General features: G+C 68.9%; 23 protein-coding genes. 13 read left to right on the forward strand and 10 right to left on the reverse strand.

The genetic code is table 11. The features are described from left to right. Positions 1 to 32: 32 nt before the first annotated feature. Complete coding sequence (locus tag BWI15_RS38760) at positions 33 to 578, reverse strand: hypothetical protein (protein WP_143465535.1); 546 nt, start codon at positions 576 to 578, stop codon at positions 33 to 35. 818 nt (positions 579 to 1396) lie between these two features. Here BWI15_RS38760 and BWI15_RS12665 point away from each other — a divergent pair. After that, complete coding sequence (locus BWI15_RS12665) at positions 1397 to 1846, forward strand: MarR family winged helix-turn-helix transcriptional regulator (RefSeq protein ID WP_237771248.1); 450 nt, start codon at positions 1397 to 1399, stop codon at positions 1844 to 1846. Beyond that, on the forward strand, positions 1843 to 3069 hold the full coding sequence (locus BWI15_RS12670) for an epoxide hydrolase family protein (RefSeq protein ID WP_077014507.1): 1227 nt from the start codon (positions 1843 to 1845) through the stop codon (positions 3067 to 3069). The genes BWI15_RS12665 and BWI15_RS12670 overlap by 4 nt, the downstream gene beginning before the upstream one ends. Before the next feature lie 77 nt (positions 3070 to 3146). On the opposite strand, the gene BWI15_RS12675 is transcribed toward BWI15_RS12670, so the two are convergent. Next, positions 3147 to 3962, reverse strand: coding sequence for a dienelactone hydrolase family protein (locus BWI15_RS12675; RefSeq protein ID WP_077014508.1), 816 nt, complete (start codon positions 3960 to 3962; stop codon positions 3147 to 3149). Positions 3963 to 4126: 164 nt separating this feature from the next. On the opposite strand from BWI15_RS12675, the gene BWI15_RS12680 reads away from it, so the two are divergent. Continuing rightward, positions 4127 to 6979, forward strand: coding sequence for a S8 family serine peptidase (locus tag BWI15_RS12680; protein WP_237771249.1), 2853 nt, complete (start codon positions 4127 to 4129; stop codon positions 6977 to 6979). Between the two features lie 69 nt (positions 6980 to 7048). On the opposite strand, the gene BWI15_RS12685 is transcribed toward BWI15_RS12680, so the two are convergent. The 4 genes from BWI15_RS12685 to BWI15_RS12700 form a co-directional block, all read right to left on the reverse strand. Then, positions 7049 to 7657, reverse strand: a complete 609-nt coding sequence (locus tag BWI15_RS12685; RefSeq protein ID WP_143465538.1) for a hypothetical protein — start codon at positions 7655 to 7657, stop codon at positions 7049 to 7051. 42 nt (positions 7658 to 7699) lie between these two features. Then, on the reverse strand, positions 7700 to 8272 hold the full coding sequence (locus tag BWI15_RS12690) for a hypothetical protein (RefSeq protein WP_077014510.1): 573 nt from the start codon (positions 8270 to 8272) through the stop codon (positions 7700 to 7702). A 126-nt stretch (positions 8273 to 8398) separates the two neighbouring features. Then, positions 8399 to 9391, reverse strand: coding sequence for a phosphotransferase enzyme family protein (locus BWI15_RS12695; protein WP_077014511.1), 993 nt, complete (start codon positions 9389 to 9391; stop codon positions 8399 to 8401). Continuing rightward, a complete protein-coding gene (locus BWI15_RS12700; protein ID WP_077014873.1) occupies positions 9388 to 10863 on the reverse strand; it encodes an amidohydrolase in 1476 nt (491 codons plus the stop codon). Before BWI15_RS12700 ends, BWI15_RS12695 begins: the two co-directional genes overlap by 4 nt. Before the next feature lie 172 nt (positions 10864 to 11035). Between BWI15_RS12700 and BWI15_RS12705 the strand changes: the two genes are divergently transcribed. After that, positions 11036 to 11680 (forward strand): alpha-ketoglutarate-dependent dioxygenase AlkB, encoded by a 645-nt coding sequence (locus BWI15_RS12705; protein WP_077014512.1) that lies wholly within the window; start codon positions 11036 to 11038, stop codon positions 11678 to 11680. A gap of 53 nt (positions 11681 to 11733) precedes the next feature. Here BWI15_RS12705 and BWI15_RS12710 read toward each other — a convergent pair whose 3' ends face one another. Then, entirely contained in the window at positions 11734 to 12219 is a 486-nt protein-coding gene (locus BWI15_RS12710; RefSeq protein WP_077014513.1) for a hypothetical protein, read from the reverse strand. Between the two features lie 119 nt (positions 12220 to 12338). Between BWI15_RS12710 and BWI15_RS12715 the strand changes: the two genes are divergently transcribed. The 3 genes from BWI15_RS12715 (at position 12339) to BWI15_RS12725 (ending at position 15424) form a co-directional block, all read left to right on the forward strand. After that, entirely contained in the window at positions 12339 to 13565 is a 1227-nt protein-coding gene (locus tag BWI15_RS12715; RefSeq protein ID WP_077014514.1) for an MFS transporter, read from the forward strand. Next, positions 13565 to 14203: a pyridoxamine 5'-phosphate oxidase family protein gene (locus tag BWI15_RS12720; protein WP_143465539.1), complete on the forward strand. Its 639-nt coding sequence runs from the start codon at positions 13565 to 13567 to the stop codon at positions 14201 to 14203. The genes BWI15_RS12715 and BWI15_RS12720 overlap by 1 nt, the downstream gene beginning before the upstream one ends. A gap of 78 nt (positions 14204 to 14281) precedes the next feature. Continuing rightward, positions 14282 to 15424, forward strand: coding sequence for a sensor histidine kinase (locus BWI15_RS12725; protein WP_237771250.1), 1143 nt, complete (start codon positions 14282 to 14284; stop codon positions 15422 to 15424). A 33-nt stretch (positions 15425 to 15457) separates the two neighbouring features. On the opposite strand, the gene BWI15_RS12730 is transcribed toward BWI15_RS12725, so the two are convergent. After that, on the reverse strand, positions 15458 to 16669 hold the full coding sequence (locus tag BWI15_RS12730) for an alpha-hydroxy acid oxidase (RefSeq protein WP_077014516.1): 1212 nt from the start codon (positions 16667 to 16669) through the stop codon (positions 15458 to 15460). An 80-nt stretch (positions 16670 to 16749) separates the two neighbouring features. Here BWI15_RS12730 and BWI15_RS12735 point away from each other — a divergent pair, with 80 nt between their 5' ends. Then, the gene (locus BWI15_RS12735; protein ID WP_083750719.1) at positions 16750 to 17487 is read left to right on the forward strand and encodes a FadR/GntR family transcriptional regulator; all 738 of its coding nucleotides are present in this window, start codon (positions 16750 to 16752) and stop codon (positions 17485 to 17487) included. Between the two features lies 1 nt (position 17488). On the opposite strand, the gene BWI15_RS12740 is transcribed toward BWI15_RS12735, so the two are convergent. Then, entirely contained in the window at positions 17489 to 18040 is a 552-nt protein-coding gene (locus BWI15_RS12740; protein WP_168197301.1) for a class I SAM-dependent methyltransferase, read from the reverse strand. Positions 18041 to 18053: 13 nt separating this feature from the next. Beyond that, positions 18054 to 18485: a DUF6069 family protein gene (locus BWI15_RS39345; protein WP_077014876.1), complete on the reverse strand. Its 432-nt coding sequence runs from the start codon at positions 18483 to 18485 to the stop codon at positions 18054 to 18056. A gap of 157 nt (positions 18486 to 18642) precedes the next feature. On the opposite strand from BWI15_RS39345, the gene BWI15_RS12750 reads away from it, so the two are divergent. The 5 genes from BWI15_RS12750 (at position 18643) to BWI15_RS12770 (ending at position 23179) form a co-directional block, all read left to right on the forward strand. Then, complete coding sequence (locus tag BWI15_RS12750) at positions 18643 to 19809, forward strand: sensor histidine kinase (protein WP_077014518.1); 1167 nt, start codon at positions 18643 to 18645, stop codon at positions 19807 to 19809. 15 nt (positions 19810 to 19824) lie between these two features. Then, positions 19825 to 20484 (forward strand): response regulator transcription factor, encoded by a 660-nt coding sequence (locus BWI15_RS12755; RefSeq protein ID WP_077014519.1) that lies wholly within the window; start codon positions 19825 to 19827, stop codon positions 20482 to 20484. An 86-nt stretch (positions 20485 to 20570) separates the two neighbouring features. Further along, positions 20571 to 21236 carry a response regulator gene (locus BWI15_RS12760; RefSeq protein WP_077014520.1) on the forward strand — a complete coding sequence of 222 codons (666 nt, stop codon included), beginning with the start codon at positions 20571 to 20573 and terminating at the stop codon, positions 21234 to 21236. 190 nt (positions 21237 to 21426) lie between these two features. After that, positions 21427 to 22344 carry an ABC transporter ATP-binding protein gene (locus BWI15_RS12765; protein WP_077014521.1) on the forward strand — a complete coding sequence of 306 codons (918 nt, stop codon included), beginning with the start codon at positions 21427 to 21429 and terminating at the stop codon, positions 22342 to 22344. Beyond that, on the forward strand, positions 22334 to 23179 hold the full coding sequence (locus tag BWI15_RS12770) for an ABC transporter permease (RefSeq protein WP_077014522.1): 846 nt from the start codon (positions 22334 to 22336) through the stop codon (positions 23177 to 23179). Before BWI15_RS12765 ends, BWI15_RS12770 begins: the two co-directional genes overlap by 11 nt. Positions 23180 to 23468 lie beyond the last annotated feature (289 nt).

A 23468-nucleotide genomic window follows, 5' to 3' on the forward strand; every position in this document is an offset into this window, starting at 1 on the left:
TGTCGCTCGAGGCCGGGTTCGCTGGTGGTGCGTCAGAGCATCTCGAGGCTGTCGGTGGTGAGGGTGATGACGGCCCCGTCGAGGTGCAGGCGGCAGGCGATCGCGTGGCCGGCGCAGGTGAACAGCGCCGGCCCGGCGGCGTCAACCACCTTGTAGGCAACGGGTTGCGGGCACCGCTCGGCCGGAGCCTGCTGCTGGAGATGGCAGCCGAGCACGTGACAGCTGGCGATCTCGCCGTCGACGTTCATCAGCGTCAAGCCGTGATCCGGGCAGACGCCCCACGTGACACCGCAGACCAGACCCTCGCTCGCGGCGAGCCGGACCAGACTGCCGGCGGTCGACTGGAGATGGCTGGCGACCGCTCGGAATGTCTCCACCGCGGCGTCGAGATCGCGCCGGAGTTGCCGCGACTCGACGGACTCGGGCAGACCGCGGGTCGCGATCAGCAAGTCCTCGGACAGCGCCTTGGCGGCCAGGGCGATCTCGTCCACCCGGACCGGCGTACCGAAGCCGGCCTCGCGAGGATGCACCGCAACGCGGCCGTTGGTGCCGACCTCGTTGCGCCAGTCGCCGGACACGGGAGAGCGCTCCCCGGTGTTCTCCGTGGTTTCCGGATCGGGGTGTGTGCCCGACTGGTCGGGCGAGGCTGATTCGGCCGGCTGCAGGTGTGGCTCAACGCTCGCGCGGGGTTCCTGCGGATCGGGGTGTGGATCGTCCTGCGGCTCCGGGTCGCTTGGTGGCGCCTTGCGCTTCGGCCTCTTGGCAGGAGCACCTTCGGATGCGTCACTGCCACGGCTGGTGGCCGAAGCCTCCAGCGGTGCGTCGGGATCGTTGCCGACGACGCCGATCGGTCGGCTGGGGCCGTCTGGTTGGGGTGCTGCCTGCGAAGCGTTCATACCTGCCTGTGGATCGATTCCGAGCCGGCCGTCCTGGATCGGCGGCAGCGACCGTGCGCCCCAGCCGAACTCCTCCCGGCCACCGGCGTCCGCCGTACTGTTCAACCACCGCGACCTCTCACTGTCGCCGCGGTTCGCCCGCTTGGCTCTCGCCATTCGTCGCCCCCTGATGACGTGTCTCCCCGGTGGCCGATGGTGCCATGTCCGCAGGGGGTGCGACCAGAGCGAATCACCGAGCGTCACACAGGGCTGAACAAGCCTTGCGCACAGCAACGACCCCAGTCGGTGAACCTCGCCCGGACCGGCCCGGGCGACACCTCACCTCGTCCACTTCCTACGTTCCCCTGCGGGCCGGATCGCAATCACACCAAGGGAATTTCCCAACGCGCGCTTAACACTTCCCGTCGCGACGTGTCGGTAACCACACGCAGCGGTACGACCGCTCCGGGTGGTGGCCACTCGTTGCGTTGAGTTACATCGAAATTTGATATGGTTTTCCGGTGCCGGAGCAGATGCCCGATCTCGACGACCTGACCACCGCGATCGAGGACTTCACCACGATCTTCATCCGGCTGCCGGCGGTTCGCCGGTTCAACTTCTCCACGCTCGGCGTGCTGCACACGCTCGGCCGGCGAGGCCCGCTGCGGCTGACCGATCTGACCGCGACCGAGCAGTTGAAGCAGCCGGCGTTGACCAGCCTCGTCGCGAAGCTCGAACGCGACGGCCTGGTCACCCGCTCGCCCGATCCGACCGATGGCCGCGCGGTTCTGCTGTCGCTCACCGCCGAAGGCGAGGAGATCGTGCGGTCCCGCCGGATCAGCCGGGTCGAGCGACTGGCCGAGCTGGTCGATCAGCTGAGCGACGAAGAACGCGCTCTCCTGGCCGACTCCGTGCACGTGCTGAAACGCCTGACCGAGATTGCCGACGACGACCCCGTGAGGACTCGATGACGACCAGTTCCTTCCCGCTCCAGCCGACGCCGATCCACGTCGCCGACGAGGTGCTCGACGATCTCCGGCAGCGCCTGCTCGCCACCAAGTGGCCGCTCGACAAGGACAACGAGGACGGCCGGTACGGCGTACGGCGTACCGATCTCAAACGGCTGGTCGCGTACTGGGCCGACGGGTACGACTGGAGAGCGGCGGAGAGCGCGATCAACGCCTACGAGCACTACCGGGTCGAGGTGGACGGCGTACCGGTGCACTTCCTGCGCAAGCCGGGAGTCGGTCCGCGCCCAGTGCCGCTGGTCCTCAGTCACGGCTGGCCGTGGACGTTCTGGCACTGGTCGAAGGTGATCGACCGCCTCGCCGACCCCGCGGCGTACGGAGGTGATCCGGCGGACGCGTTCGACGTGATCGTGCCGTCGTTGCCGGGCTTCGGGTTCTCGTCCCCGCTCGAACGGCCGGACATGAACTTCTGGAAGATCGCCGACGTGTGGCACTCGCTGATGACCGACGTACTCGGCTACTCACGGTACGCCGCCGCGGGGTGTGACGTGGGCGCGCTGGTGACAGGGCAGCTCGGGCACAAGTACGCCGACGAGCTGTACGGGATCCACATCGGGTCGGCGCTGAAGCTCTCGTTCTTCGAGGGCGAACGCGCTTGGGACATCACCGGCGGACGGCCGATCCCGGACGGACTGCCTGCGGAGGACAGGGCCCGGCTGCTCGAGGTGGAGAAGCGCTTCGCCGTGCATCTGTCCGCGCACATGCTCGCGCCGACGACCCTGGCCTTCGGTTTGTCCGACTCCCCCGCCGGCCTGCTGGCGTGGCTGCTCGAACGCTGGACGAAGTGGTCGGACAACGGCGGAAACGTGGAGAGCGTGTTCTCGGCCGACGACCTGATCACCCACGCGATGATCTACTGGGCCGGCAACTCGATCGAGACCTCGATCCGCACCTACGCCAACAACAACCGCTACCCGTGGACACCGTCCCACGACCGCAAGCCGGTCGTCGAGGCGCCGACCGGGATCACCTTCGTCAGTTACGAGAACCCGCCGGGGGTGCACAGTGCCGAGGAGCGGATCCAGAACTTTCTCGGCAGCGACCGGGCGGAGTGGTACAACCACGTGAACATCACCTGCCACGATCGCGGCGGGCACTTCATTCCGTGGGAGATTCCCGAGGAGTGGACGGAGGATCTGCGGCGGACTTTCCGCGGGCGCCGGTGAACCTCAATTCGTTGCCTGTCGCCCCTATCGGCGCGGCGGGCGGGCACCGAGGGTCCGATCTGCGGCTCCCGGTTGGTTCAGTCGGTCGGGGTGAGCTGCTTGCGGAGGAACTCGACGGTGCGGGTCCGGGCGGCCAGCGCCGGGTGGCCCGGGGTCTCGCGAACTTCGGCGGTCAGGACCTGGTGCGCGTTGGCGGAGAAGCCGCCGACGTTGCCAGGTCCAGAGTCCAGCTCGAACACCTCGAACGCGTCGCCGAGCCGCTCCCGCAGGGTGGCGAAACGCTCGTCCGGGACCGCGCGGTCCTTGGTGAAACGGAGCCCGAGAACGCAGAGGCCGTCCGTGCAAGAGCGCTCCACGACGGTCTCCAGTTCCTGCTCCGAGACGCCGGGATCGCGTCGCCTCGCCCGGCCCAGCGGGAACGGTGTCGCCGGCTGACTCATCACCGGGGCCCGGACCGCGTCGTCCACCGCCGTCGCCAGCGCGAACCCGCCGGTGAAGCACATCCCGATCACGCCGACCCCGCGTCCCGGCGTACGGGCCGCCAGCTCCGCGGCGACGGCCCGCAGGAACCGCGTGATCGGCCGCTCGGCGTTCACCGCGAACGCGCGGAACTCCTTGGATACGCACAGCCGCGCGAACACGCTCACGCCGTACGCCACCGTCGCCTCGCGCCCCGGAGTCCCGAACGGCGACGGCACGACCACCGTAAATCCCTCCGCCACCAGATGATCGGCGAGACCGAGTACCTCCGGCGAGATGCCGGGGATCTCCGGGATCAGTACGACGCCCGGTCCCGAGCCCTTCTCATAGCAGTCATAGGTCAGCCCACCGCCCGTGAACGGCGCCTTCCGCCAGCCGGACAGATCGGACCTCGGTGCGGAATCAGCAGTCATCGTCGAGCACTCCTCAGCAGCTGAAAGGGCTCAGGGTGGCCACGGTGGCACGCCCTCAAACCAATCTTGCAGCTTTTGACATCGGCATCGACCCGAAACTGTTTCCCCGCTCTGACATACTCCGCCCCAGAATGTCACTCTCAAGACCCTTGGGGGGGTCCCCTGTGTTGCCCATCCGCCCGTCCCACCTCCTGAAACTGGGCCTTCCGGCCGCGCTCGTCGCGACCACGCTGGTCACCGTCACCGGTTCGTCGGTGTCGGCAGCCCCACCGAAGCCCTTCTACGACGCCTTTGCGGTGCCGGACCGTCAGGTCGCGGCCGCCACCGAGGCCTACGATCCGCACTCGGTCCTGGTGAAGTTCTCGTCGCGGGCGAGTGCGGCCGCCCGCGCGTCGGTCCTTGCCAAGCACAACAGTCGCCAGGCCGCCGTGCTGGTGACCGACGACTACGCCACCGTGACCAGCAACACGGCCGCTCCGGAGCTGCTGAAGAAGCTCAAGGCCGAGCCGAACGTCGAGCTCGCCTCGCTCAACTACGTGCGGACCAGCGCGGCCACGCCGAACGACGAGTTCTACGGTTCCGACCAGGGCTACCTGTCGACGATCCGGATGCCGCAGGCCTGGGACCGCCAAAAGACCGCCGGCAGCCAGACGATCGCCGTACTGGACACCGGCGTCGACGGTGGGCACCCGGAGCTGGCCGGCCGGGTCTACACCGGCTACAACGCGATCAATCCCAAGGCGTCGGCCAACGACGACGAGGGTCACGGCACGATGGTGGCGGGCATCATCGCCGCGAACACGAACAACGGACGCGGGATCGCCGGCGTCGCGTGGAACGCACGGATCCTGCCGGTGAAGGTGCTCAACTCCCAAGGCAGTGGCTCGGACTCGTCCGTCGTGGCCGGCATCAACTGGGCGGTCTCACACGGCGCCCGGGTGATCAACATGTCCCTCGGCGGCCCGAGCTACAACCCGGTCATGCACGCCGCGGTCAGGAACGCCGTCGCCAAGGGGGTCGTGGTCGTCGCGTCCTCGGGCAACGAGTACTCCTCCGCGCCGAACTATCCCGCCGCGTTCCCGGAGACCATCTCGGTCGGTGCCACCGACACCAACGGCGTCCTGACGTCGTTCAGCTCGTGGGGCGACTCGGTCGACCTGGCTGCTCCGGGCTGGCGCATCATCTCCACCGGTCCGCGCGCGCTCACCGACCCGGCCTACCTGCCCTACTGGGGTGGCAGCGGGACGTCGTTCTCGGCGCCGATGGTGGCTGCCGTCGCCGCAATGGTGCGCAACAGGTACCCGAGTTGGACTCCTGCTCAAGTCGAGGCACAGCTGAAGAACACCGCCCGCGACGCCGGTCCGCGCGGCCGCGACCCGTACTACGGCGCCGGCGTTCTCGACGCCGCGAACGCGCTCGGCGCCCCCTGGGCACCGGAGTTCTGGGCCGCCGGCCCGGACGGCAACGACGTTCCCGCCCGGGCCACAGCGATGGCCCACGCCTCGATCACCGGCGCGATCGGCACGGAAGGCGAGGAGGACTGGTACTCCGCGCAGTCGTCGGCCGCCCGCAACGTGGTCGTCACGCTCACCCCGCCGCGCTACGACGACGCGAACCGGCCGCAGAACAACGACCCGGTGCTGTCGATCTACAACGCGCAGCTCCAGCTCATCGGCTTCGCCGACGCCGGCGACAAGGTGGCGGAGAAGGTCACCCTGAGGCTGCCCGCCGGCCGCGCGTACCTCAAGGTGAACAACTTCAACGGGGCGCGGGACAGCCGGCCCTACACCCTGTCGGTCGCGGCCAGCTCCACTGGCGGATCGTCGGTCGGCCAGCGCTACTGGGTCAACAACACCGCCCCCGCCGACCTGACCGGCAATGTGGCGCAGACCTACTCCCCCTCGTTCACCTTCGAGCGCGAGCTCGCACCGTCGAGCGTGAACACCACGACCGTGCGACTGCTGCACGGCAAGACCGGCGCGGTCATCCCGAGCACGGTGTCGTACGACCCGGCCACCAAGCGGGTCACGATCGACCCGACCCCGACGCTGCAGGACAACACGCCGTACCGGGCGGTTGTCGGCGCGGTGAAGGACACCGGCGGCGCCACGATGCCGGGCTCGTACTTCGTGTTCTTCCGGACCGTCGACGTCGCGCCGGCGCCGATCACCAACTTCACCGTCACCGGCCAGTACGCCGCGGCTGCGATGAAGTGGACGCTGCCCGGCATCACCGACCTCGACCAGGTCGTCGTACGGCGTAACGCCGGAACGGTCGCGCCGACCGCGCCGGACACCGGCACCTCGGCGTACATGGGCCCGGCCTCGAGCGCCACGGCGACCGGGCTGGCGAACGCGACGAGCTACGCGTTCCGTGCCTGGGTCAAGGACCGCAGCGGCAAGTGGAGCACGTCGGTCGCCGCGAACCTGACCGGCACCTACCCGACCATGAAGGCCAACGCGACCGCATTGGACTTCGGCGGCAAGGTGACGCTCAGCGGCACCCTCGTCCGGGTCGACACGAAGGCGCCGATGGCCGGCGTACTGGTGTCGCTCTACGGCCGCAACAAGAACAGCTCGACCTGGCGCGAGATCACCCGCGTCACGACGAGCGAGACCGGCTCGTACAGCGTGACCTACCAGCCGACGTATTCCACGGTCTTCGCGTGGGGCTACAACGGTTCGCCACAACTGCTCGGCTCCCGCACCGGCACCTGGACCACGGACATCCGCCCGACCCTGACCGCCAACCTGTCGGCCACGTCGATCAAGCTGGGTTCGGCCACCACGTTCTACGGCTACGTCCGCCCCCAGCACGCCGGTTCCCCGGTCTACCTCCAGCGTTCCACCGGAACCACCTGGACCACGATCACCAGCACCAAGCTGAACTCGACGGGCAACTACGCCTTCTCCATCAAGCCCACCACCCGAGCCAGCTACACCTACCGAGTCGTCTTCCAGTCCGACGGCGACCACGCAACGGGCGTCAGCCCGGCCAGGAGCTTCACGGTCAGCTGACCTCGGGTCGCTGACACGACAGCGCGCCTGCCTGGTATTTCGGGCAGGCGCGCTGTTTGTTGTGCGGGATCAGAACTTGACCTCGTACCCCAGCACATCCGACCACTCGCGCGCCCACTTCCGCGCCTGGTCCAAGTCCGTGACCCGGCCTGTCGGCAGGTCGACCGAACCACCGGCGTGAAGCTTGGCGACTATTTGCTCTTCAAGCCCCTCGTCGCCCAGATCTCGGGCAACGATCAGTGCTTGCACCAGGCGCGCGGGATAGTTCGCCGGTGGCAGCCACGCGTGAACAGGACCGCGGCGCACGTCTTCGGAGGAGGCGAGCAGCCGACAGAAGTCAACGCGGTCCTTGACGAACTCAGCCGCCGCCTGCCACGGACGAACGAAGTCGATCAGAACCTCGTCGGCCGATACCGGCCAGGGAAGAGCGCCACGACTGTCGTAGATCGGTACTGGCCTGGCTCCCCGGCCCGCCATCCACGACTCGAGTCGCACGTCCCCGACATTGAACACCCAGGTGAGCTCACCGCCATGTTTGCTGCCGAGCCACAAGCCATAGCTCAGCTCGCCCGCGGTCCACTCAGCTCCGCGACGTGGCACCAGCGACGCCTCGACCGGGATCGCACCCGCTTTGATCGCCTGCCTCAGCATGGCGGAAGCATTCACCTTGGTTGCCATCGATCATCTCCGCCCAGTCATCCCGGCTTCCGAGCAAACCCATCACCACGTTCGCAGAAATCTGAAGCCGTGTTTGTCGTTGCCTTCTTCGTACGCCATCGCCTGTATCGACCGGTCGAACGGCGAACGCTCCAGGAATTTCACCAGTTCAGGCGCCTTCCCCTTCAGCACCTGATCGGCCTGCCGAAATTCGACGGCGGGATCGTTCCCGATCATCTCCGCGGCTCGGTGGAGCAGCGACAGCCGCGGCAGAATCTCCCGCGGGTCATCGGTGAGGTCGAGCGCCGCCGCGGCCGCCAATAGGCCGGCTCGCAGTTCCCGCACGTCCTGATGCCGGACCGCAATCGAAGCGGCCCGCTCAGCGAACGAGCCCAGGACCCCGTCAGCGCCGAGTGGCATCAACGCCTTCAGTTCCTCGAACGACATCTCGCCGACCGCACGCACCAGCAGATCACGAATCTGACCGTCGCGAGCCGACGGGAGGTCCTGTGGGCCGTAAGCGACGTTCCGATCGGGCCGAAGAATGTCGAAGCGTTTGTCTGGGTTCAGATCACTCACCTCGTCGGGGGAAGCACCGTCATGGCTGTCCCACTTGTATCCGGCGTTGGTCAGCATCTCAACCTCACGGGCCAGGACCGTCTGTCGCTGAGCTCGGGCATCTCCACGGCATCTGATGTGCGAGCGGTGAGCCTACAAGACGCCTTGACTGTTCGTGATGAGCAATCAACTTTGGGGCCGGCTTCAGACGAATGCTCTCAGCCAAGTTGGATTGTTCAGCTGGCTGAGTGCCCACTCGTACTGGGGACCTCGGAGGGAGTTGAGTTCGGGGCTGCTGGTGGGACCTAGGTGGGCCAGGTCTTGGAGGAAGGTGAGCGGCGTGCGGAGGATGGCGTGTGGGAGGGCTGCTCGTTCCGCCTCGGTTAGTTGGTTGGTCAGGGCCGCGTCGTAGCTGTCTACGAGCTGGCGGAGGGGTGGCGAGGCGGGAGGGGTGGCGTCGTGTCGGCCCAGGTGTTCGTTGACGAAGAAGAGGGTCAGGGCGAGGTCGTCGATTCGGGGGCGGTCTCCTAGGAAATCGAAGTCGAGCAGGAGGGTCAGGCGGTCGCCGGAGAGGTGGACGTTGGTGGCCCAGAAGTCGCCGTGGACCAGTTGCGTTGGTAGGGCTGGGTGTGGGAGGGACGCGGCGAGGTGGGCGGCGGCGTTGACGTAGGTCGCTTCGGTGGGTGACAAGTTCCAGGTGCGGATCGCGGCGACTGCGCGAGTTATGTCTGTGTGGGGTGGGACGTGGTTTGCGAAGGGTGCGACGGCGGCCGCTGGAGAGCTCGGCGCATCGACGAGGGCGTCGTGGAGGCGGGCGAGCCAGGGCATGGCTGCGGTGATCGTGGGCCAGGTGGTCATGGGGACGCCGCGGGGATCGACGAACTGTTCGACCTCGATCAGGTGGTCGGCGGTTTGCAGCATCGTGGCGCCGGTGCGGGTGGGGAGCGTTTGTGGAATCGGCCAGTCGTGGGCGCGTAGGTGAGTGCGGACAGTTTGTACCGCGGTCAGGCGGTCCGGGGTGACCCAGGGTGGGCAGGCTCGAACGACGAGACGGCCTTGTTGCGTGGAGATTTGCAGGTTCAGGTTGAAGTTGCCGCCGAGGTCGCGGGTGACGGTCACGTCGGTGAAGGCGTATGCGTCGCGGACGTCTTCGAGTAGCTGAGCGGTGGGCTCGGCGCGGTGGGAGGACGGGGTCATGGGGCGTAGTGCTGGACGGCGCCGGGGTGGCTGAGGTCTACGAGGGTGTGCGCCACGGCGTTGGCTTCGGTGAGGATTTCGGTGAGGTCTGCCGTGGTCAGGGTGCGGTTGTGGACTACCAGGTGGCCGTCTACTACTACGTGGACCACGTCAGTGGGCCGGACCGAATAGACGAGGGCGGCGAGGGGGTTGTGCAGCGGTTGGTTGTGCGGGGCGGAGAGGTCGACCAGGGCGATGTCCGCGGCGTGGCCTGGGGTGAGGGTGCCGTTGTTGTGGAGGGAAGCCTTGGCGCCGGAGCGGGTGGCCAGGCGGAGGGTTTCGGACAGGGGCATCCATTCGGCTGACTGTTGCTGGTGCTTCTCGGTGAGGGCGACCAGGCGTACGGATTCCCACACGTCGAGGGTGTTGTGGACTGCGGCGCCGTCGGTGCCGATCGCGACGGCGACGCCGGCGGACCGGAGTTGTTTGATCGGGGTGGTGTTGCCCATGGCAAGTTTCAGGTAGACCTTGGGGCAGGTGGCGACGGTGGTGCGGTCGGCGTGAAGCTGCAAGAGCTCCAGGTCGGAGTCGAGGATGCCGCAGCCGTGGGCGATCAGGGTGCCTGATTCGAGGACGCCGGTGCGGTGGAGGATCTCGATCGGGGTCGTGCCGTGCTGGGCTTGGGAGGACGTGGTCTGGTCGATGGTTTCGGCGGCGTGCAGGTGGACGCGGAAGCCCTCGGACCGGGCGACCTCTGCGGTGCGGCGGAGGTCGTCGTCGGAGACGGTGTAGGGGGCGTGCGGGCCGAGGCTGGCGGTGATCCGGGGTGGGCGGCCGTTCGCCTTTTGGTTGCCTAGGGCACGGATCTGGCGGGCGGTGTCGAAGGCGGCCTCGCGGGCTTCGGGGCCGGTGGAGGTGAAGAAGGTGGGGGCGAGGTCGGCGCGGATGCCGAGTTCGAGGGCGGCCTCGGCGATCTGGTCGGCGTGGAAGTAGTGGTCGACGAACGTGGTGACGCCGGCCAGCAGCATCTCGGCGCAGGCGAGGCGGGCTCCGACCCGGACGCGCTCGGGGGTGAGGTTCATTTCCATCGGCCAGATCTTGTCGTTGAACCAGTCCTCGATGGAGACGTCCTCCGCGGCGCCGCGCATCATCACCATCGGGCTGTGCGTGTGGGCGTTGGTGAGGCCGGGGACCGCGAGCAGGCCGGTGGCGTCGAGGGTGTCCGGCGGGTCAGAGTCCGCAGGGCGCCCGGCCTGCGACGACGCGGAGGTGCCGCTCGGGGACAACGCGGAGGTCTCGGTCGGAGCTGTCCCGGAGGCGCCGGCCGGGAATGAGGCGGAGGTGCCGGCCGCCGACGACCCGGAGGTGCCGGTCGGGCCGATCGAGCTGATCCGGCCGTTCTCGATCAGGATGTCCTGGCCCTCGTCGACGTGGCACTCCCCCATCTCGGGGACGACGAGCACCGAGCAGTTCCGGATCAGCAAGCGTGACATCAGGGCTCCCATGCGGTCCGCGGTCGTCAGGGCAGTCTTTCGCAGGTGGAGGCCAGGGCAGAGACGACCTCACTCGCCCCACTGGCACCACTGGTCGCAGCAGGTCGTGGGCGTCGGAAATAGCTCCCGCAGTCAGGGGAACAAATGTTCGAGTGTCGGGTACTGTGGGGTCATGGGTGCTGACCTTCAAGCGTCCTTGCTGGATGCTTTCGCCGATCCGGAACTCGGATCTTTGGACGCGATCCAGCGGACCGAACTGAGCCACGGCGCGTGGATCGACGTGCTGCCGGGCTGGCTGTCGGGCGCCGATCAGGTGTACGAGCGGCTGGCGGCGGACGTGCCGTGGCGGGAAGAGCGACGGCAGATGTACGACCGGGTGGTGGAGGTGCCGCGGCTGCTCTGCTTCTACGGGGAGAGCGACACGCTGCCGCTGCCGATTCTGGAGGAAGCGCGCGAGCTGCTGAGCGAGCACTACGCGGAGGAGCTCGGCGAGCCGTTCCGTACGGCCGGGTTGTGCTTCTACCGCGACGGCCGGGACAGCGTCGCGTGGCACGGCGACAAGCTCGGGCGCGGGAACCACGAGGACACGATGGTGGCGATCCTGTCGGTGGGTGAGCCTCGGGTACTCGCGTTGCGGCCACGGCCCGGTTCCGTCACCGGACCGGTGGGATCGACCATCAGGCATCGGCTCGGGCACGGCGATCTGATCGTCATGGGTGGCTCGTGTCAACGGACGTGGGAGCACGCGATTCCGAAGGCGTCGGGACGGATCGGTCCCAGGATCAGTATTCAGTTCCGGCCCCGCGGGGTGCGCTGAGGCCGTCGCCGGCAGAGTCGGGATGATTCGGGGCATCGGGGCACGCTCCTTGGTCAGGCTGCGGCGGGAAGGTCGACGACGGCCGTGGTGACGTCGGCCGGGAAGACCGCGTCGCGGGAGGCCAGGTAGAAGCCGAGCAGGCGCACGCCGAGCGAACGGCAGACACGGATGGCGGCGTCGACCCACTCACGATCGGCCGCGGTCGTCGTGGCAGGACCGGACCGACTGAGGGCCAGCATGAGCGCGCCGCCGGGGAACACCTGCAGAGGCTTGATCACCGGCCTGAGCCCGGCGGCACGGCCGATCGGACGGGCACTCTGCGGACCGACTCCCCGCTTCGGTAGAGGCTCGACGGCGAGGTCGCACAGGTCGATCACCACAGCGCCGCGGAAGCGGTCCCGCTCGTCGCAGATGAACAGGGTCAAGGTGCCGCGCCGGCGGTCACCGGCGGAGCAGTAGAGGTCGACGACGTCGGCGGCGAGCCCGGGGTCGGTGAGCGGCCGGCGACGCCAGTTCTTGGGCAGGTCGGTGAAGGTCATGCCTAGAAGATGCCGTCGAAAGACCCCGTTCCAGCGGTTGTCCACAGGGAAACATTGGCCCATCATCAGGCGCCCGAAGTGGACCTGACCGATGGGCCTCTGGACCCTAGGCTCGCTGTATGACGACCTCGAAGCACCTCGCGATGGCTCAGCTGGCGAACTCCGTGGGCGACGGTGCCTTCATCGTCACGTCGGCGTTGTTCTTCACCCGCGTGGTCGGACTGTCGACCGCACAGGTGGGACTCGGACTCACGATCGCTTGGCTGGTCGGATTTCTGACCGGTGTCCCGCTCGGTCACCTGGCCGATCGACGCGGCCCTCGAGGCGTCGCGATGCTGCTCGCGGTGTCGACCGCGGCATCGGTCGGAGCGTTCCTGTTCGTTCGCAGCTTCCCGCTCTTCCTCATCGCCGCGATCGCCTACGCGACCAGCCAGACAGGGCTGACCGCCGCCCGACAGGCGCTGCTGGCCGGCCTCGTCTCCCCCGCCGAACGGACGAGGATCCGCGCGATGCTCCAGGCGACGGCCAACGGCGGATTGGCGGTCGGCGCCGCGTTCGGTGGAGTCGCGTTGAAGTTCGACACCACCGAGGCGTACCTGACGGTTTTCGCGATCGATGCGGTGAGCTTCCTGGTGGCCGCGGCGTTGATCCGGCCGGTGCCGGCCGTTCGAGCCGCGACCGAGCGGCACGCGAGTACGCCGCGACTCGCGGTCCTGCGCGACCGCCCGTACGCCGTACTGGCGCTGCTGAACGCCGTGATGCTCATGTTCATGCCGCTGCTCAGTCTGGTCGCGCCGTTGTGGATCGTCGAGCGCACCAACGCTCCGGGCTGGGTGGTCGCGTCGTTGCTGGTGATCAACACGCTCGGCGTCACCGTGTTCCAGGTCCGCATCGCGCGCGGTGTCACGAGTCTGAAGACGGCAACTCGATCGGTACGGGTGGCCGGCGTCGCGATGCTCGTTGCCTGCGCGGTGTTCGCCCTCTCCGCGATCGACGCTCCCCCAGCCGCGACGGCCGTCGTACTGGCCGCGGCTGCTGCGTTGCTGACCTTCGGCGAGATGAAGCTGGCCTCGGGCGCTTGGGAAATCAGCTTCGGTCTCGCCCCGGCCGAACAGCAAGGCCAGTACCAGGGATTCTTCGGCACCGGCCCCGCGATCGCCCGCATGTTGGGCCCGGTTCTGCTCACGACACTGGTGCTCGGCTGGGGTCCGATCGGCTGGATGGTGGTCGGTGCGCTGTTCCTGGGGACCAGTTGCGCGACTGGTCCCGCCGTACGATGGGCGGTACGGACTCGGCCCGCCAGCAAGGCGGTCCAGCCTTTACTGGTAGAGGAGTACGCCGCCTGATGGACATCCCCGGCCTGGTCGAGATCACTACCTACGAGGACCTGCGCGAGGTCGTGCCTGCCCCGCTGGCCCACGCTGCCGACAAGAACCGCAAGGAACTGCACGAGCTCGACAAGCAGTGGCTCGCCGCGTCGCCGTTCTGCCTGATCGCGACCTCCGCGGCCGACGGCAGCTGCGACGTCTCCCCCAAGGGCGACCCGGCCGGCTTCACCAAGGTGCTCGACGACACGACCATCGCGATCCCCGAGCGGGCGGGCAACCGCCGGATCGACGGCTTCCAGAACATCCTCACCAACCCGCACGTCGGCCTGATCTTCCTGATCCCGGGCCGCGGCGAGACGTTGCGGATCAACGGCCGGGCCCGGATCGTCCGGGAGGCGCCGTTCTTCGACGAGATGGTGGTCAAGGGCAACCGGCCGCAACTGGCCCTGCTGGTCGAGATCGAGGAGATCTTCCACCACTGCTCGAAGGCGTTCCTGCGTTCCAGGGTCTGGAAGCCGGAGACCTGGGAGCCGGACGCGGTGCCGAGCCGCGCGAAGCTGGCCAAGGCGCTCGACCGCCCGAACGACGACCTGGCGACACTGGAGCAGTACTACGGACCGAAGTACGAAGAGGGCATCTACAGCGTCAAGTACTGACGTACGCCCGGTGAAGCAGGCGCGAGTACTCCGTGGCGCCGATGACACCTGGTCGCCGCGACCTCTACCGTTCTCAAGGTGAGCACTACAGCGTCGGTCCCCCGGTCGCAGGTCAGACGCATCGCCCTGCCCGCGATCATCTCCGTCGTGGCCGTCTTCGGGTCGATCCGGGCCACTGAGGGTCAGGCGGACCGGCGTCCGGCCGACTGGCTCCTGGTCGTGCTCGTGCTGATCGGCTCGGTGGCGCTTTACTGGCTGGACACCCACCCGGTTCCGGTCATCTGGACGATCACTGTCGCGACGCTGATCTACATGCTGCGCGAGTACGGCTACGGGCCGGTGATCTTCAGTTTCGTGATCGCGGTGTTCGCCACGATCAGAGCCGGGCATCGAGCCGCGGGCTGGGCGGCCATCGCCGCGCTCTACAGCGGACACGTGCTGGGCCGGCTTGTGCTCGGCACCAACGACCAGAACGTCTACCAGGTGCTCCTGGTCGGCACCTGTTTTTTGGTGCTCGGCTTCCTGGCCGAGCTGTTCCGTGCGCACCGCGAGCGCGTCGCGGCGGCCAACAAGACCCGTCGCGAGGCGGAGCTCCGCCGAGCCGGTGAGGAGCGGTTGCGGATCGCCCAGGAGTTGCACGATGTCGTCGCGCACCACATCTCTCTGATCAATGTGCAGGCCTCGACAGCACTGCACTTGGTCGACCGGCAGCCCGAACAGGCCGGTCCGGCGCTGTCGGCGATCAAGGAGGCGAGCAAGGAAGCGCTGGTCGAGCTGCGGTCGATCGTGGGCATCCTGCGGCAGACCGACGAGTCAGCGCCGCGGCAACCGGTGGCCGGACTCGAGCGGCTCGACCATCTGATCAGCGGTACGTCGCGGGCCGGGCTGGAGGTGCACACGATCGTGCACGGCGACCCGCGCCCGCTGCCGACCGGGCTGGACCGGGCGGCGTTCCGGATCATCCAGGAGTCGCTGACGAACATCGTGCGGCACGCGAAGGCGACCGCCGCGACCGTCCGCATCCAGTACGGCGAGGAGACGCTGGTGCTGCAGGTCGACGACAACGGCGAGTCGCTGACCGGACCGCCGCGCGAGGGCAACGGGATCATCGGCATGCGCGAGCGCGCCACGGCTCTCGGCGGCACCCTGACCGCGAGCCGTACGCCGACCGGTGGGCTGCGGGTCGTGGCGCACCTGCCGCTGGAGCCGCGCACCACCTGACGGGCGCGCGGCCGTACGGCGTACTGGCGTCGGTCAGGGCAGCCGGACGTGGGACGGGTTGAGGTCCTTCACGCTGGGCACACCGAGCAAGGCCATCGTGCGCCGCACCTCGGTGGTGAGAATCTGCGCCGCACGCTCGACTCCACGCTGCCCACCGGCCATCAGCCCGTACAGGTAGGCACGGCCGACCAGACAGGCGTCAGCGCCCAGCGCCAGCGCTGCGACGATGTCGGCCCCGCTCATGATGCCGGTGTCGAGGTAGATCTCGGCGTCGGAGCCGATGGCCTTGCGGACGTCCGGCAGGATGCGCAGCGGCGTCGGAGCCCGGTCCAGCTGGCGGCCGCCGTGGTTGGACAGTACGACGGCGTCGGCGCCGGCATCGACCACCCGGCGCGCGTCGTCGACGGTCTGGATGCCCTTGATGATCAGCGGGCCGTCCCAGATCGAGCGGATCCAGTTGAGGTCGTCCAGCGTCATCGTCGGGTCGAACAACTGGTCCAGCAGCTCGGCGACCGTACCGCCCCAGCTGGACAGCGAGGCGAAGGTCAGCGGCCGGGTCGTGAGCAGATTGATCCACCAGGCCGGGTGCAGGGACGCGTCGAGCACCGTCTTGGCGGTGAGCGTCGGCGGGATGGTGAAGCCGTTGCGGACGTCCCGCAACCGCGCACCGGCGACCGGTACGTCGACGGTGAGCATCAGCGCCTCGTACCCGGCGGCGGCCGAGCGCTTGACCAGGTCCTCCCCCGCGTCGCGGTCGCGCCACACGTACAGCTGGAACCACTTGCGGGCGTCCGGACCGGCGGCGGCGACGTCCTCGATCGAGGTGGTGCCCATGGTGGACAGCGCGTACGGGATGCCGATCTGCTCGGCGACCTTGACCACCGCGCTCTCGCCCTCGTGGTTCATCATCCGGGTGAAACCGGTTGGCGCGAACGCGAACGGCAGCTCGGAGCGGCGGCCGAGGATGTCGGTGCCCAGGTCGATGTCGGACACGTTGCGCAGGATCGACGGCTGCAGCTCCATCTCGGCGAACAGCCGGCGGGCCCGCTGCAGGCTGATCTCCGACTCGGCCGCGCCGTCGGTGTAGTCGAACACCGAGCGCGGCGTACGGCGCTTGGCGATCGCGCGCAGGTCCGCGATGGTGAGGGCCTTCTCGAGTCGACGCTCGGTCGGGTTCACCGTGACCGGCTTGGGCCGCAGCAGCGGCTTCAGCTCGGACCAGCGGGGGATCTGGCGATCGGTCATCGGGTGTCCTCGTGGTTCGAGCGGCTGTGGTCGGACCACAGCATAGCCTGTGGTCCGACCACACAGCTAGACTCCCCGCTGTGAAGAACTACGAGCTGGTGCTGCAGCAGGTCGAGGCCGACCTCGCGGCGGGGCGGTTGCGGCTGGGTGGGCGACTGCCTGGAGAGCGGGCGCTGGCGGAGCAGCTCGGGATCAGCCGGCCGTCGGTGCGGGAGGCGGTGCGCGTACTGGAAGCGCTGGGCGTCGTGCGGACGGCGACGGGGTCAGGGCCGGAGGCGGGCGCGGTGATCGTTGCCGAGCCTTCGGCGCCGTTGACCGCACTGCTGCGGCTGCACCTGGCGACCAGTCACTTGCCGATGCACGACATCGTGCAGACACGGGTGCTGCTGGAGTCCTGGTCGGCTCAGGAGGCGGCTGGGCTCTTCGCCGAGAAGGCTCGACACGAGGTTGCCGGCGAGGACCTGGTGGCAAAGCTCGCGGTGGCCGAGGAGCTGCTCGAGCGGATGGACGGCGAGGGGTTGTCGCCGGAGGAGTTTCATCTGCTGGACGCGGAGTTCCACGTCGCGCTGGCGGGGCTGGCGGGCAATGTGCTGATCGCGGCGGTGATGGGATCGTTGCGGTCGGCAATTCACGGATACGTGCTGGCGGCCGTGCCGAATCTGCCGAACTGGGACGCGACGGCGATCGGCCTGCGGACCGAGCACCGCGCGATCGTGGCGGCGATCCGGGACGGGCAGGGTGACGACGCTGCCCGGCTCGTGACCGAGCACATCGAGGGGTTCTACCGGGCCGCCCGGTTGTCGTCGCCGACCTGGTGAGTCAGTTGGTCGCGGCGCCGGCGATGAACGGGATCGGGATCAGGCCGGGCATCGTGTAGTGCTCCAGCTCGATCGTCGTGAAGCCGGCGTTCTGGATCGCGGTCGCGATGTCGCGGGCGGGGTTGCAGCCGCGGTCGAGGCGCCGGGTGAACGGCGTGGCCGCCACCTGGAGGCGGTGGGTCCAGGTGCCGCGGGGTGCGGCGACGTGCTCGACGAAAACGAAGCGGCCGCCGGGACGAAGCACCCGGCGGAGCTCCTGGAGTGTCGCGGGGAGGTTGCCGACCGAGCAGAGCACCACGGTCGACAACACCCCGTCGACGCTTGCCGCTGGCAACGGAATCTCCTCGGCGCCGGCGGCGAGGACGCGGCGCCCGGCCGCTGTGCGGGTGAGCCGGGCGCGGGCGCGGCGGTTCGGTTCCAGACCGATCCACTCGACGTGATCGGGCAGGTCGGCGAAGTTGGCGCCGCTGCCCGCGCCGATCTCCAGCACCGTGCCGGAGAGCGTGCGGATCAGGTCTCGTTTCGCCGTCTGGTAGCCGCTCCAGTTCCTCATCTCCGGCGCCATGTTAGTCGCAGCGGTCAGTGGCCGACAGGGCCGTGCGACGGAGGCCGAGCACGACGACGGCGCCGACGACCAGGTGCAGCAACGCCAGGCCCAGCTTGGCGCCGATACCGATTCCGCTGACGAGCGGGCTGCCGAGGGACAGGACGCAGGCGGCGACCGCGAGCATCGTCCAGATCTTGCGGGCATTGACGGTACGGCGCTCGAGCAGCGCGAGCAGACCCCAGCCGGCCAAGGCCGAAACGGTCGCCGCGAGGAAGACCGCGACGCCGGTGACCTCCGTCGTCGACGAGCCCTGCTCGGCCTTCAGCTCGATGCCCGCGAGCGGAGCGAGGACCGCCCAGGTCGCCACCGTCGCCGCGGACGTCGCGCCGATGACCGCCAAGCGGCTCTTGCCGGCGACGCGGGTGGGTGAGGTGTTCTTGGTGATGGTCATGATCGGTGCCTTCCACTGGTCGAGGTGCGTCCCAGCGTCACGAGAGAGCGCGTTCTGCCGCATCGGCCGCGCGGCTGCGGCGCCCCGCCCGGAAGTCGGTCCGGCACCGACTTTGGTCGGTGGTCGCCGCACCGGCCCCGGACCTAGGCTCGAACGCATGGATTCGAGCTGTCAGCCGCCGACGCGGCGACGACGCGTCTACGACCTGCTGCCGCTGATCGCGATCGCCGTCTTCACCGGCTGCACGATCGTCGGACGGCAGGCCGGCCACCAGAGCGGAACCGGCTGGCTGGTCTTCGACATCGTCTTCGGGGTCGTTGCCGTCGGCCTCATGCTGCGGCTGGGCCCCTGGCCGGTGCGCACGGCACTGGTACTGGCCGTGCTCGCCGCGTTCTCCCCCGCCGCGACTCCGACGTCGACCGTCGGCACCTTGACGGTTGCGCAGCGCCGGCCTTTGCGGGTCGCAGCACTGGTCGCGCTCGCCGGTGCGGCCGGGCACCTCCTCCAGCGCATCTGGCGGCCGGTCGAGGGGCTGAACCTGTTCTGGTACGTCGTGCTCGACATCGCCGTTCATGCGGCCTTGCTGGGGTGGGGCCAGTGGACGCAGGCCCGGCGCGCGTTGGTCGGATCACTGCGAGAGCGCGCTCTCCGGGCCGAGAACGAGCAGGGCCGGCGCGTGGCCGAGGCGCGAGCGCTGGAACGGACGAAGATGGCGCGGGAGATGCACGACGTGCTCGCTCACCGGCTGTCGTTGCTGGCGACGTACGCGGGCGCCTTGGAGTACCGGCCGGACTCGTCGCCGGAGAAGCTCGCCCAGGCGGCGGGCGTGATCCGGACCGGAGTGCACCAGGCGCTGGACGAGTTGCGTGAGGTGATCAGCGTGCTGCGCGACGGCGAGATCGAGGAGTTGCCGGGTGGACGGCCTCAGCCGACGTTCGGCGATCTGGACGCGCTTGTGCAGGAGTCCAGAGACGCGGGGAGCGCGATCTCGTACGACGCCGAGGTCAGCGCGGCGGAGACGTTGCCACCGGCGACCGGGCGGACGGCGTACCGGGTGGTGCAGGAGGGGTTGACCAATGCGCGCAAGCACGCGGCCGGGCATCCGGTGAATCTGGTGGTGCGGGGTCGGCCGGGTGACGGGTTGACGATCGAGCTGACGAATCCCGGTGGCAACGGGGTTCCGGTAGCGCCTGGGAGCGGGGCCGGACTGGTCGGGTTGACCGAACGGGTGCAGCTGGCCGGCGGGACGCTCGATCACGGGGAGGTGGCCGGGCGGTTCAGATTGCATGCTTCGTTGCCCTGGCCCGGAGTGACACCGGAGTGACTACGGTGGACGGCTATGAGTGAGAGCGCGACGATTCGGGTGCTGGTGGTGGACGACGACGCGCTCGTCCGGGCCAGTCTGGAGATGATGCTCGACGGCGCGCACGGGATCGCCGTGGTTGGTCAGGCGGCGGACGGGGACGAGGTGCCGGCCGCGGTCGACGCGCACTTCCCGGACCTGGTGCTGATGGATCTGCGGATGCCAAGAGTCGACGGGATCGCCGCGACCCGTCGGGTCCGGGCGCGGAAGAACCCGCCGGAGGTCGTCGTGCTCACCACCTTCGACACCGACGAGAACGTGCTGCACGCGCTGCGCGCCGGCGCGAGCGGGTTCCTGCTGAAGGACACACCACCGGCACAGATCGTGGACGCCGTACGCCGGGTCGCCGCGGGTGATCCGATCCTGTCGCCGGCGATCACGCGGCGGTTGATGGATCGGGCGGCGACGCAGGCGGACGCGCACACGCAGGCCCAGGGAGCGCTCTCCCGGTTGAGTCCGCGAGAGTACGACGTGATGCTCGCGGTCGCGCAGGGCAAGGCCAATGCGGAGATCGCGGCGGAGCTCTTCATGAGTCTGGCGACGGTGAAGGCGCACATCTCGCACATCCTGACCAAGCTGGAGCTCGGCAACCGCACGCAGATCGCGCTGCTCGCGCACGACGCCGGGCTGGCGTGAGCGGAGCCCGCCGCACTGGCGTGCGCGGCGGTTCACGTTGGCTTTGGTGGGACGGCGCTGACCGGGCGATGCTCTAGCGTGGGCGCATGATTCGGGTCTTGCTGGCGGACGACCAGGCGTTGGTGCGCGCAGGCTTCCGGTCCTTGCTGAACGCCGAGGACGACATCACGGTGATCGGCGAGGTCGCGGACGGCGCCGAGGCGGTCGCGGTGGCGCGCGCGGAGAAGCCTGACGTCGTCCTGATGGACATCCGGATGCCGGGGACGGACGGGCTCGAGGCGACACGGCAGATCGGTTCCGAGGAAGCGCTCTCCGACGTTCGCGTGGTGATCCTGACGACCTTCGACCTGGACGAGTACGTGTTCGAGGCGTTGCGGGTAGGCGCGAGCGGGTTCCTGGTCAAGGACACCGAGCCGGTCGAGCTGCTGCAGGCGGTGCGGGTGGTCGCGCGCGGGGACGCGTTGTTGTCGCCGGGAGTGACGCGGCGGTTGGTGGCCGAGTTCGCGTCGCGGAGCCGGCAGCCGCATGCGAGCAAGGAGCTCGACGTCCTGACCGAACGCGAGAAGGAGATCGTCGCGCTGGTCGGCGAGGGGTTGTCGAACGACGAGATCGCGGCCCGGCTGGTGCTCAGCCCGGCGACGGCGAAGACCCACGTCAGCCGGGCGATGGTGAAGCTCGGCGTCCGCGACCGGGCGCAGCTGGTCGTGCTGGCATACCAGACGGGACTCGTCCGGCCGGGCTGGTTGGGCTGACTACCTAGGTACGTCGCAGCGCCGGGACGGCGGCGGCCGAAGGTCCCGGACGGCGCCGAGGGCGACGACCGTCGCGGCGCCTTCGGGGCTCCACCGACGCGCCGCCCGGGGTGCGTACTCCCCCGGCGGTAGTTGCAGTGACTCCTGGTGGGCGACGCGGGAGGTGGGGGTTCGGCGACACCCTCGGGGTATGACGACGACAGCTGCCCCGCTGGTTCAGGTGCACGGCCTGACCAAACGTTACGGCGACACCCTCGCGGTCGATGGTGTCGATCTGGTGGTTCGGCCGGGTGAGGTCTACGGGTTCCTCGGGCCCAACGGCGCCGGGAAGACGACGACCCTGCGGATCCTGACCGGCCTGATCGCACCGACCAGCGGGAGTGTCGAGGTGCTCGGCGGCACGCCGGGCCAGGCTCGGGTGCTCGCACGGACCGGGTCGATGATCGAGTCGCCCGCGTTCTACCCGTACCTGTCGGGACTCGACAACCTGCGACTGCTCGCCGAGTACGCCGAGGTGCCACGCGCCCGGGTCCGGGAAGTGCTCGAGCTGGTGGATCTGGCCGGCCGCGCGAAGGACCGCTTCTCGACGTACTCGCTGGGCATGAAGCAGCGGCTCGGAGTCGCCGCGGCGTTGCTGAAGGATCCGGAGCTGGTGATCCTCGACGAACCGACCAACGGGCTGGACCCGGCCGGCATGCGGGACATGCGCCGGCTGATTCGCGAACTCGGGTCGGAGGGCCGCACCGTCGTCCTGTCCAGCCATCTGCTCGGCGAGGTCCAGCAGGTCTGCGACCGGGTCGGGATCATCAACGCCGGCCGGATGGTCGCCGAGCACGACGTCGAGGAGCTGCGCGGTCAGCAGGAACTGGTGATCCGGGCGAGACCGCTGGAGAGCGCTCACTCGGTTCTCCGGGATGTTCTCGGTCCCGAGGCCGTGCACCTGTACGACGACACGCTGCGCGTGAAGGTCTCCCCCGATCGCGCGGCCGAGCTGAACCGGTTGCTGGTGCAGGCGGACATCGCGGTGTCGGAGCTGCGCAGTACCGAGAGAGCGCTCGAGGACGTGTTCTTCGAGCTCACCACGGAGGAGAAGTCCCATGCTGGGTAGCTATCGCGCGGAGCTGATCAAGCTGCGCAAGCGGTCGGCGGTCTGGGTGCTGTTCGGGGCCGGCCTCGTGCTGAGCCTGATCTTCGGGTACGTACTGCCGTACGTCAGTTATCTCACCGGCGACGACAACCCGCAGACCACCGGAGTCCCTCGCGCGGAGGTGCTGCGCGGGTTGCTGCCCGAACGCGTGCTGGACAACACGATCGGCGGGTTCCCGGTGTTCGCGGGAGCGCTCTCGCTCGTTCTCGGGGCGATCGTCGTCGGCGGCGAGTACACGTGGGGCACGTTGAAGACCGTGCTCACCCAGCGGCCGGGCCGGATCTCGGTGCTGGGAGGGCAGTTGCTCGGACTGTTCACGATGGTCGCGGTGTGGGTGCTGGGGATCTTCGTGGCCTGCGCGCTCAGCAGCCTGGGAATCGCGGCCGCCGAGGGCGGGGCGATGAACTGGCCCGGGCCGCTGGAGATTGTGGAGGCGTTGGCCGGCGGGTGGCTGGTGCTGACGATGTGGTGCCTGGCCGGCGCGGTGCTGGCTGTTGCCTTCCGCAACGTTGCGTTGCCGATCGGGCTGGGTGTGGTGTGGATCCTGGGCATTGAGACGTTGCTGGCCGGCGTGGTGAGCAGTTTGCTGCCCGACCTGGAGGTGCTGTCCGACGCGTTGCCGGGGGCGAACGCCGGAGCGCTGGTGTTCAGCGTGACGGGGATGGTCGCGGCTGACGCGCCGCCCGGGGTAAGGGATGCCGTTGGTGGCGGACGGGCGTTGGCGACGCTGGTGGCGTACAGCGTGGTGTTCGTGGCGCTGGCGGCGTACACCACTCGGCGGCGGGACATCGTGTGAGACCGCGGAGCGTCCGCGGTCAATGCTCTCGGCTCCGGATCGCGAGGCGGATGCGTTTCCCGCCGCCAGGCCGGAAGATGTGGTCATGAGTCATCAGGGCCACGAGGGCTGGTTTCCGGAGTGCCTGATCTGCGGGGCCGGCAATCTGGGCGGCAGCGTGTGCCTGACTCCCGACGTACACCCTCTGACGCCGATAGGCACGGGGCGACCTCGGACCTCGATCCTTGGCCAGGATGACGATCGGCATTGGTGGACGCAGTGTCTGCTGTGCGATCACCGCATGCTGTCG

Source organism: Kribbella sp. ALI-6-A, from assembly GCF_001984195.1.
Classification (GTDB): Bacteria; Actinomycetota; Actinomycetes; order Propionibacteriales; family Kribbellaceae; genus Kribbella.

Excerpts from the sequence above, each read along its gene's own strand:
- BWI15_RS12670 (WP_077014507.1), top strand. The coding sequence starts at position 1,843 with ATGACGACCAGTTCCTTCCCGCTCCAGCCGACGCCGATCCACGTCGCC.
- BWI15_RS12675 (WP_077014508.1), bottom strand. The coding sequence starts at position 3,962 with ATGACTGCTGATTCCGCACCGAGGTCCGATCTGTCCGGCTGGCGGAAG.
- BWI15_RS12685 (WP_143465538.1), bottom strand. The coding sequence starts at position 7,657 with ATGGCAACCAAGGTGAATGCTTCCGCCATGCTGAGGCAGGCGATCAAA.
- BWI15_RS12690 (WP_077014510.1), bottom strand. The coding sequence starts at position 8,272 with ATGCTGACCAACGCCGGATACAAGTGGGACAGCCATGACGGTGCTTCC.
- BWI15_RS12695 (WP_077014511.1), bottom strand. The coding sequence starts at position 9,391 with ATGACCCCGTCCTCCCACCGCGCCGAGCCCACCGCTCAGCTACTCGAA.
- BWI15_RS12700 (WP_077014873.1), bottom strand. The coding sequence starts at position 10,863 with ATGTCACGCTTGCTGATCCGGAACTGCTCGGTGCTCGTCGTCCCCGAG.
- BWI15_RS12705 (WP_077014512.1), top strand. The coding sequence starts at position 11,036 with ATGGGTGCTGACCTTCAAGCGTCCTTGCTGGATGCTTTCGCCGATCCG.
- BWI15_RS12710 (WP_077014513.1), bottom strand. The coding sequence starts at position 12,219 with ATGACCTTCACCGACCTGCCCAAGAACTGGCGTCGCCGGCCGCTCACC.
- BWI15_RS12715 (WP_077014514.1), top strand. The coding sequence starts at position 12,339 with ATGACGACCTCGAAGCACCTCGCGATGGCTCAGCTGGCGAACTCCGTG.
- BWI15_RS12720 (WP_143465539.1), top strand. The coding sequence starts at position 13,565 with ATGGACATCCCCGGCCTGGTCGAGATCACTACCTACGAGGACCTGCGC.
- BWI15_RS12730 (WP_077014516.1), bottom strand. The coding sequence starts at position 16,669 with ATGACCGATCGCCAGATCCCCCGCTGGTCCGAGCTGAAGCCGCTGCTG.
- BWI15_RS12740 (WP_168197301.1), bottom strand. The coding sequence starts at position 18,040 with ATGAGGAACTGGAGCGGCTACCAGACGGCGAAACGAGACCTGATCCGC.
- BWI15_RS39345 (WP_077014876.1), bottom strand. The coding sequence starts at position 18,485 with ATGACCATCACCAAGAACACCTCACCCACCCGCGTCGCCGGCAAGAGC.
- BWI15_RS12750 (WP_077014518.1), top strand. The coding sequence starts at position 18,643 with ATGGATTCGAGCTGTCAGCCGCCGACGCGGCGACGACGCGTCTACGAC.
- BWI15_RS12755 (WP_077014519.1), top strand. The coding sequence starts at position 19,825 with ATGAGTGAGAGCGCGACGATTCGGGTGCTGGTGGTGGACGACGACGCG.
- BWI15_RS12760 (WP_077014520.1), top strand. The coding sequence starts at position 20,571 with ATGATTCGGGTCTTGCTGGCGGACGACCAGGCGTTGGTGCGCGCAGGC.
- BWI15_RS12765 (WP_077014521.1), top strand. The coding sequence starts at position 21,427 with ATGACGACGACAGCTGCCCCGCTGGTTCAGGTGCACGGCCTGACCAAA.
- BWI15_RS12770 (WP_077014522.1), top strand. The coding sequence starts at position 22,334 with ATGCTGGGTAGCTATCGCGCGGAGCTGATCAAGCTGCGCAAGCGGTCG.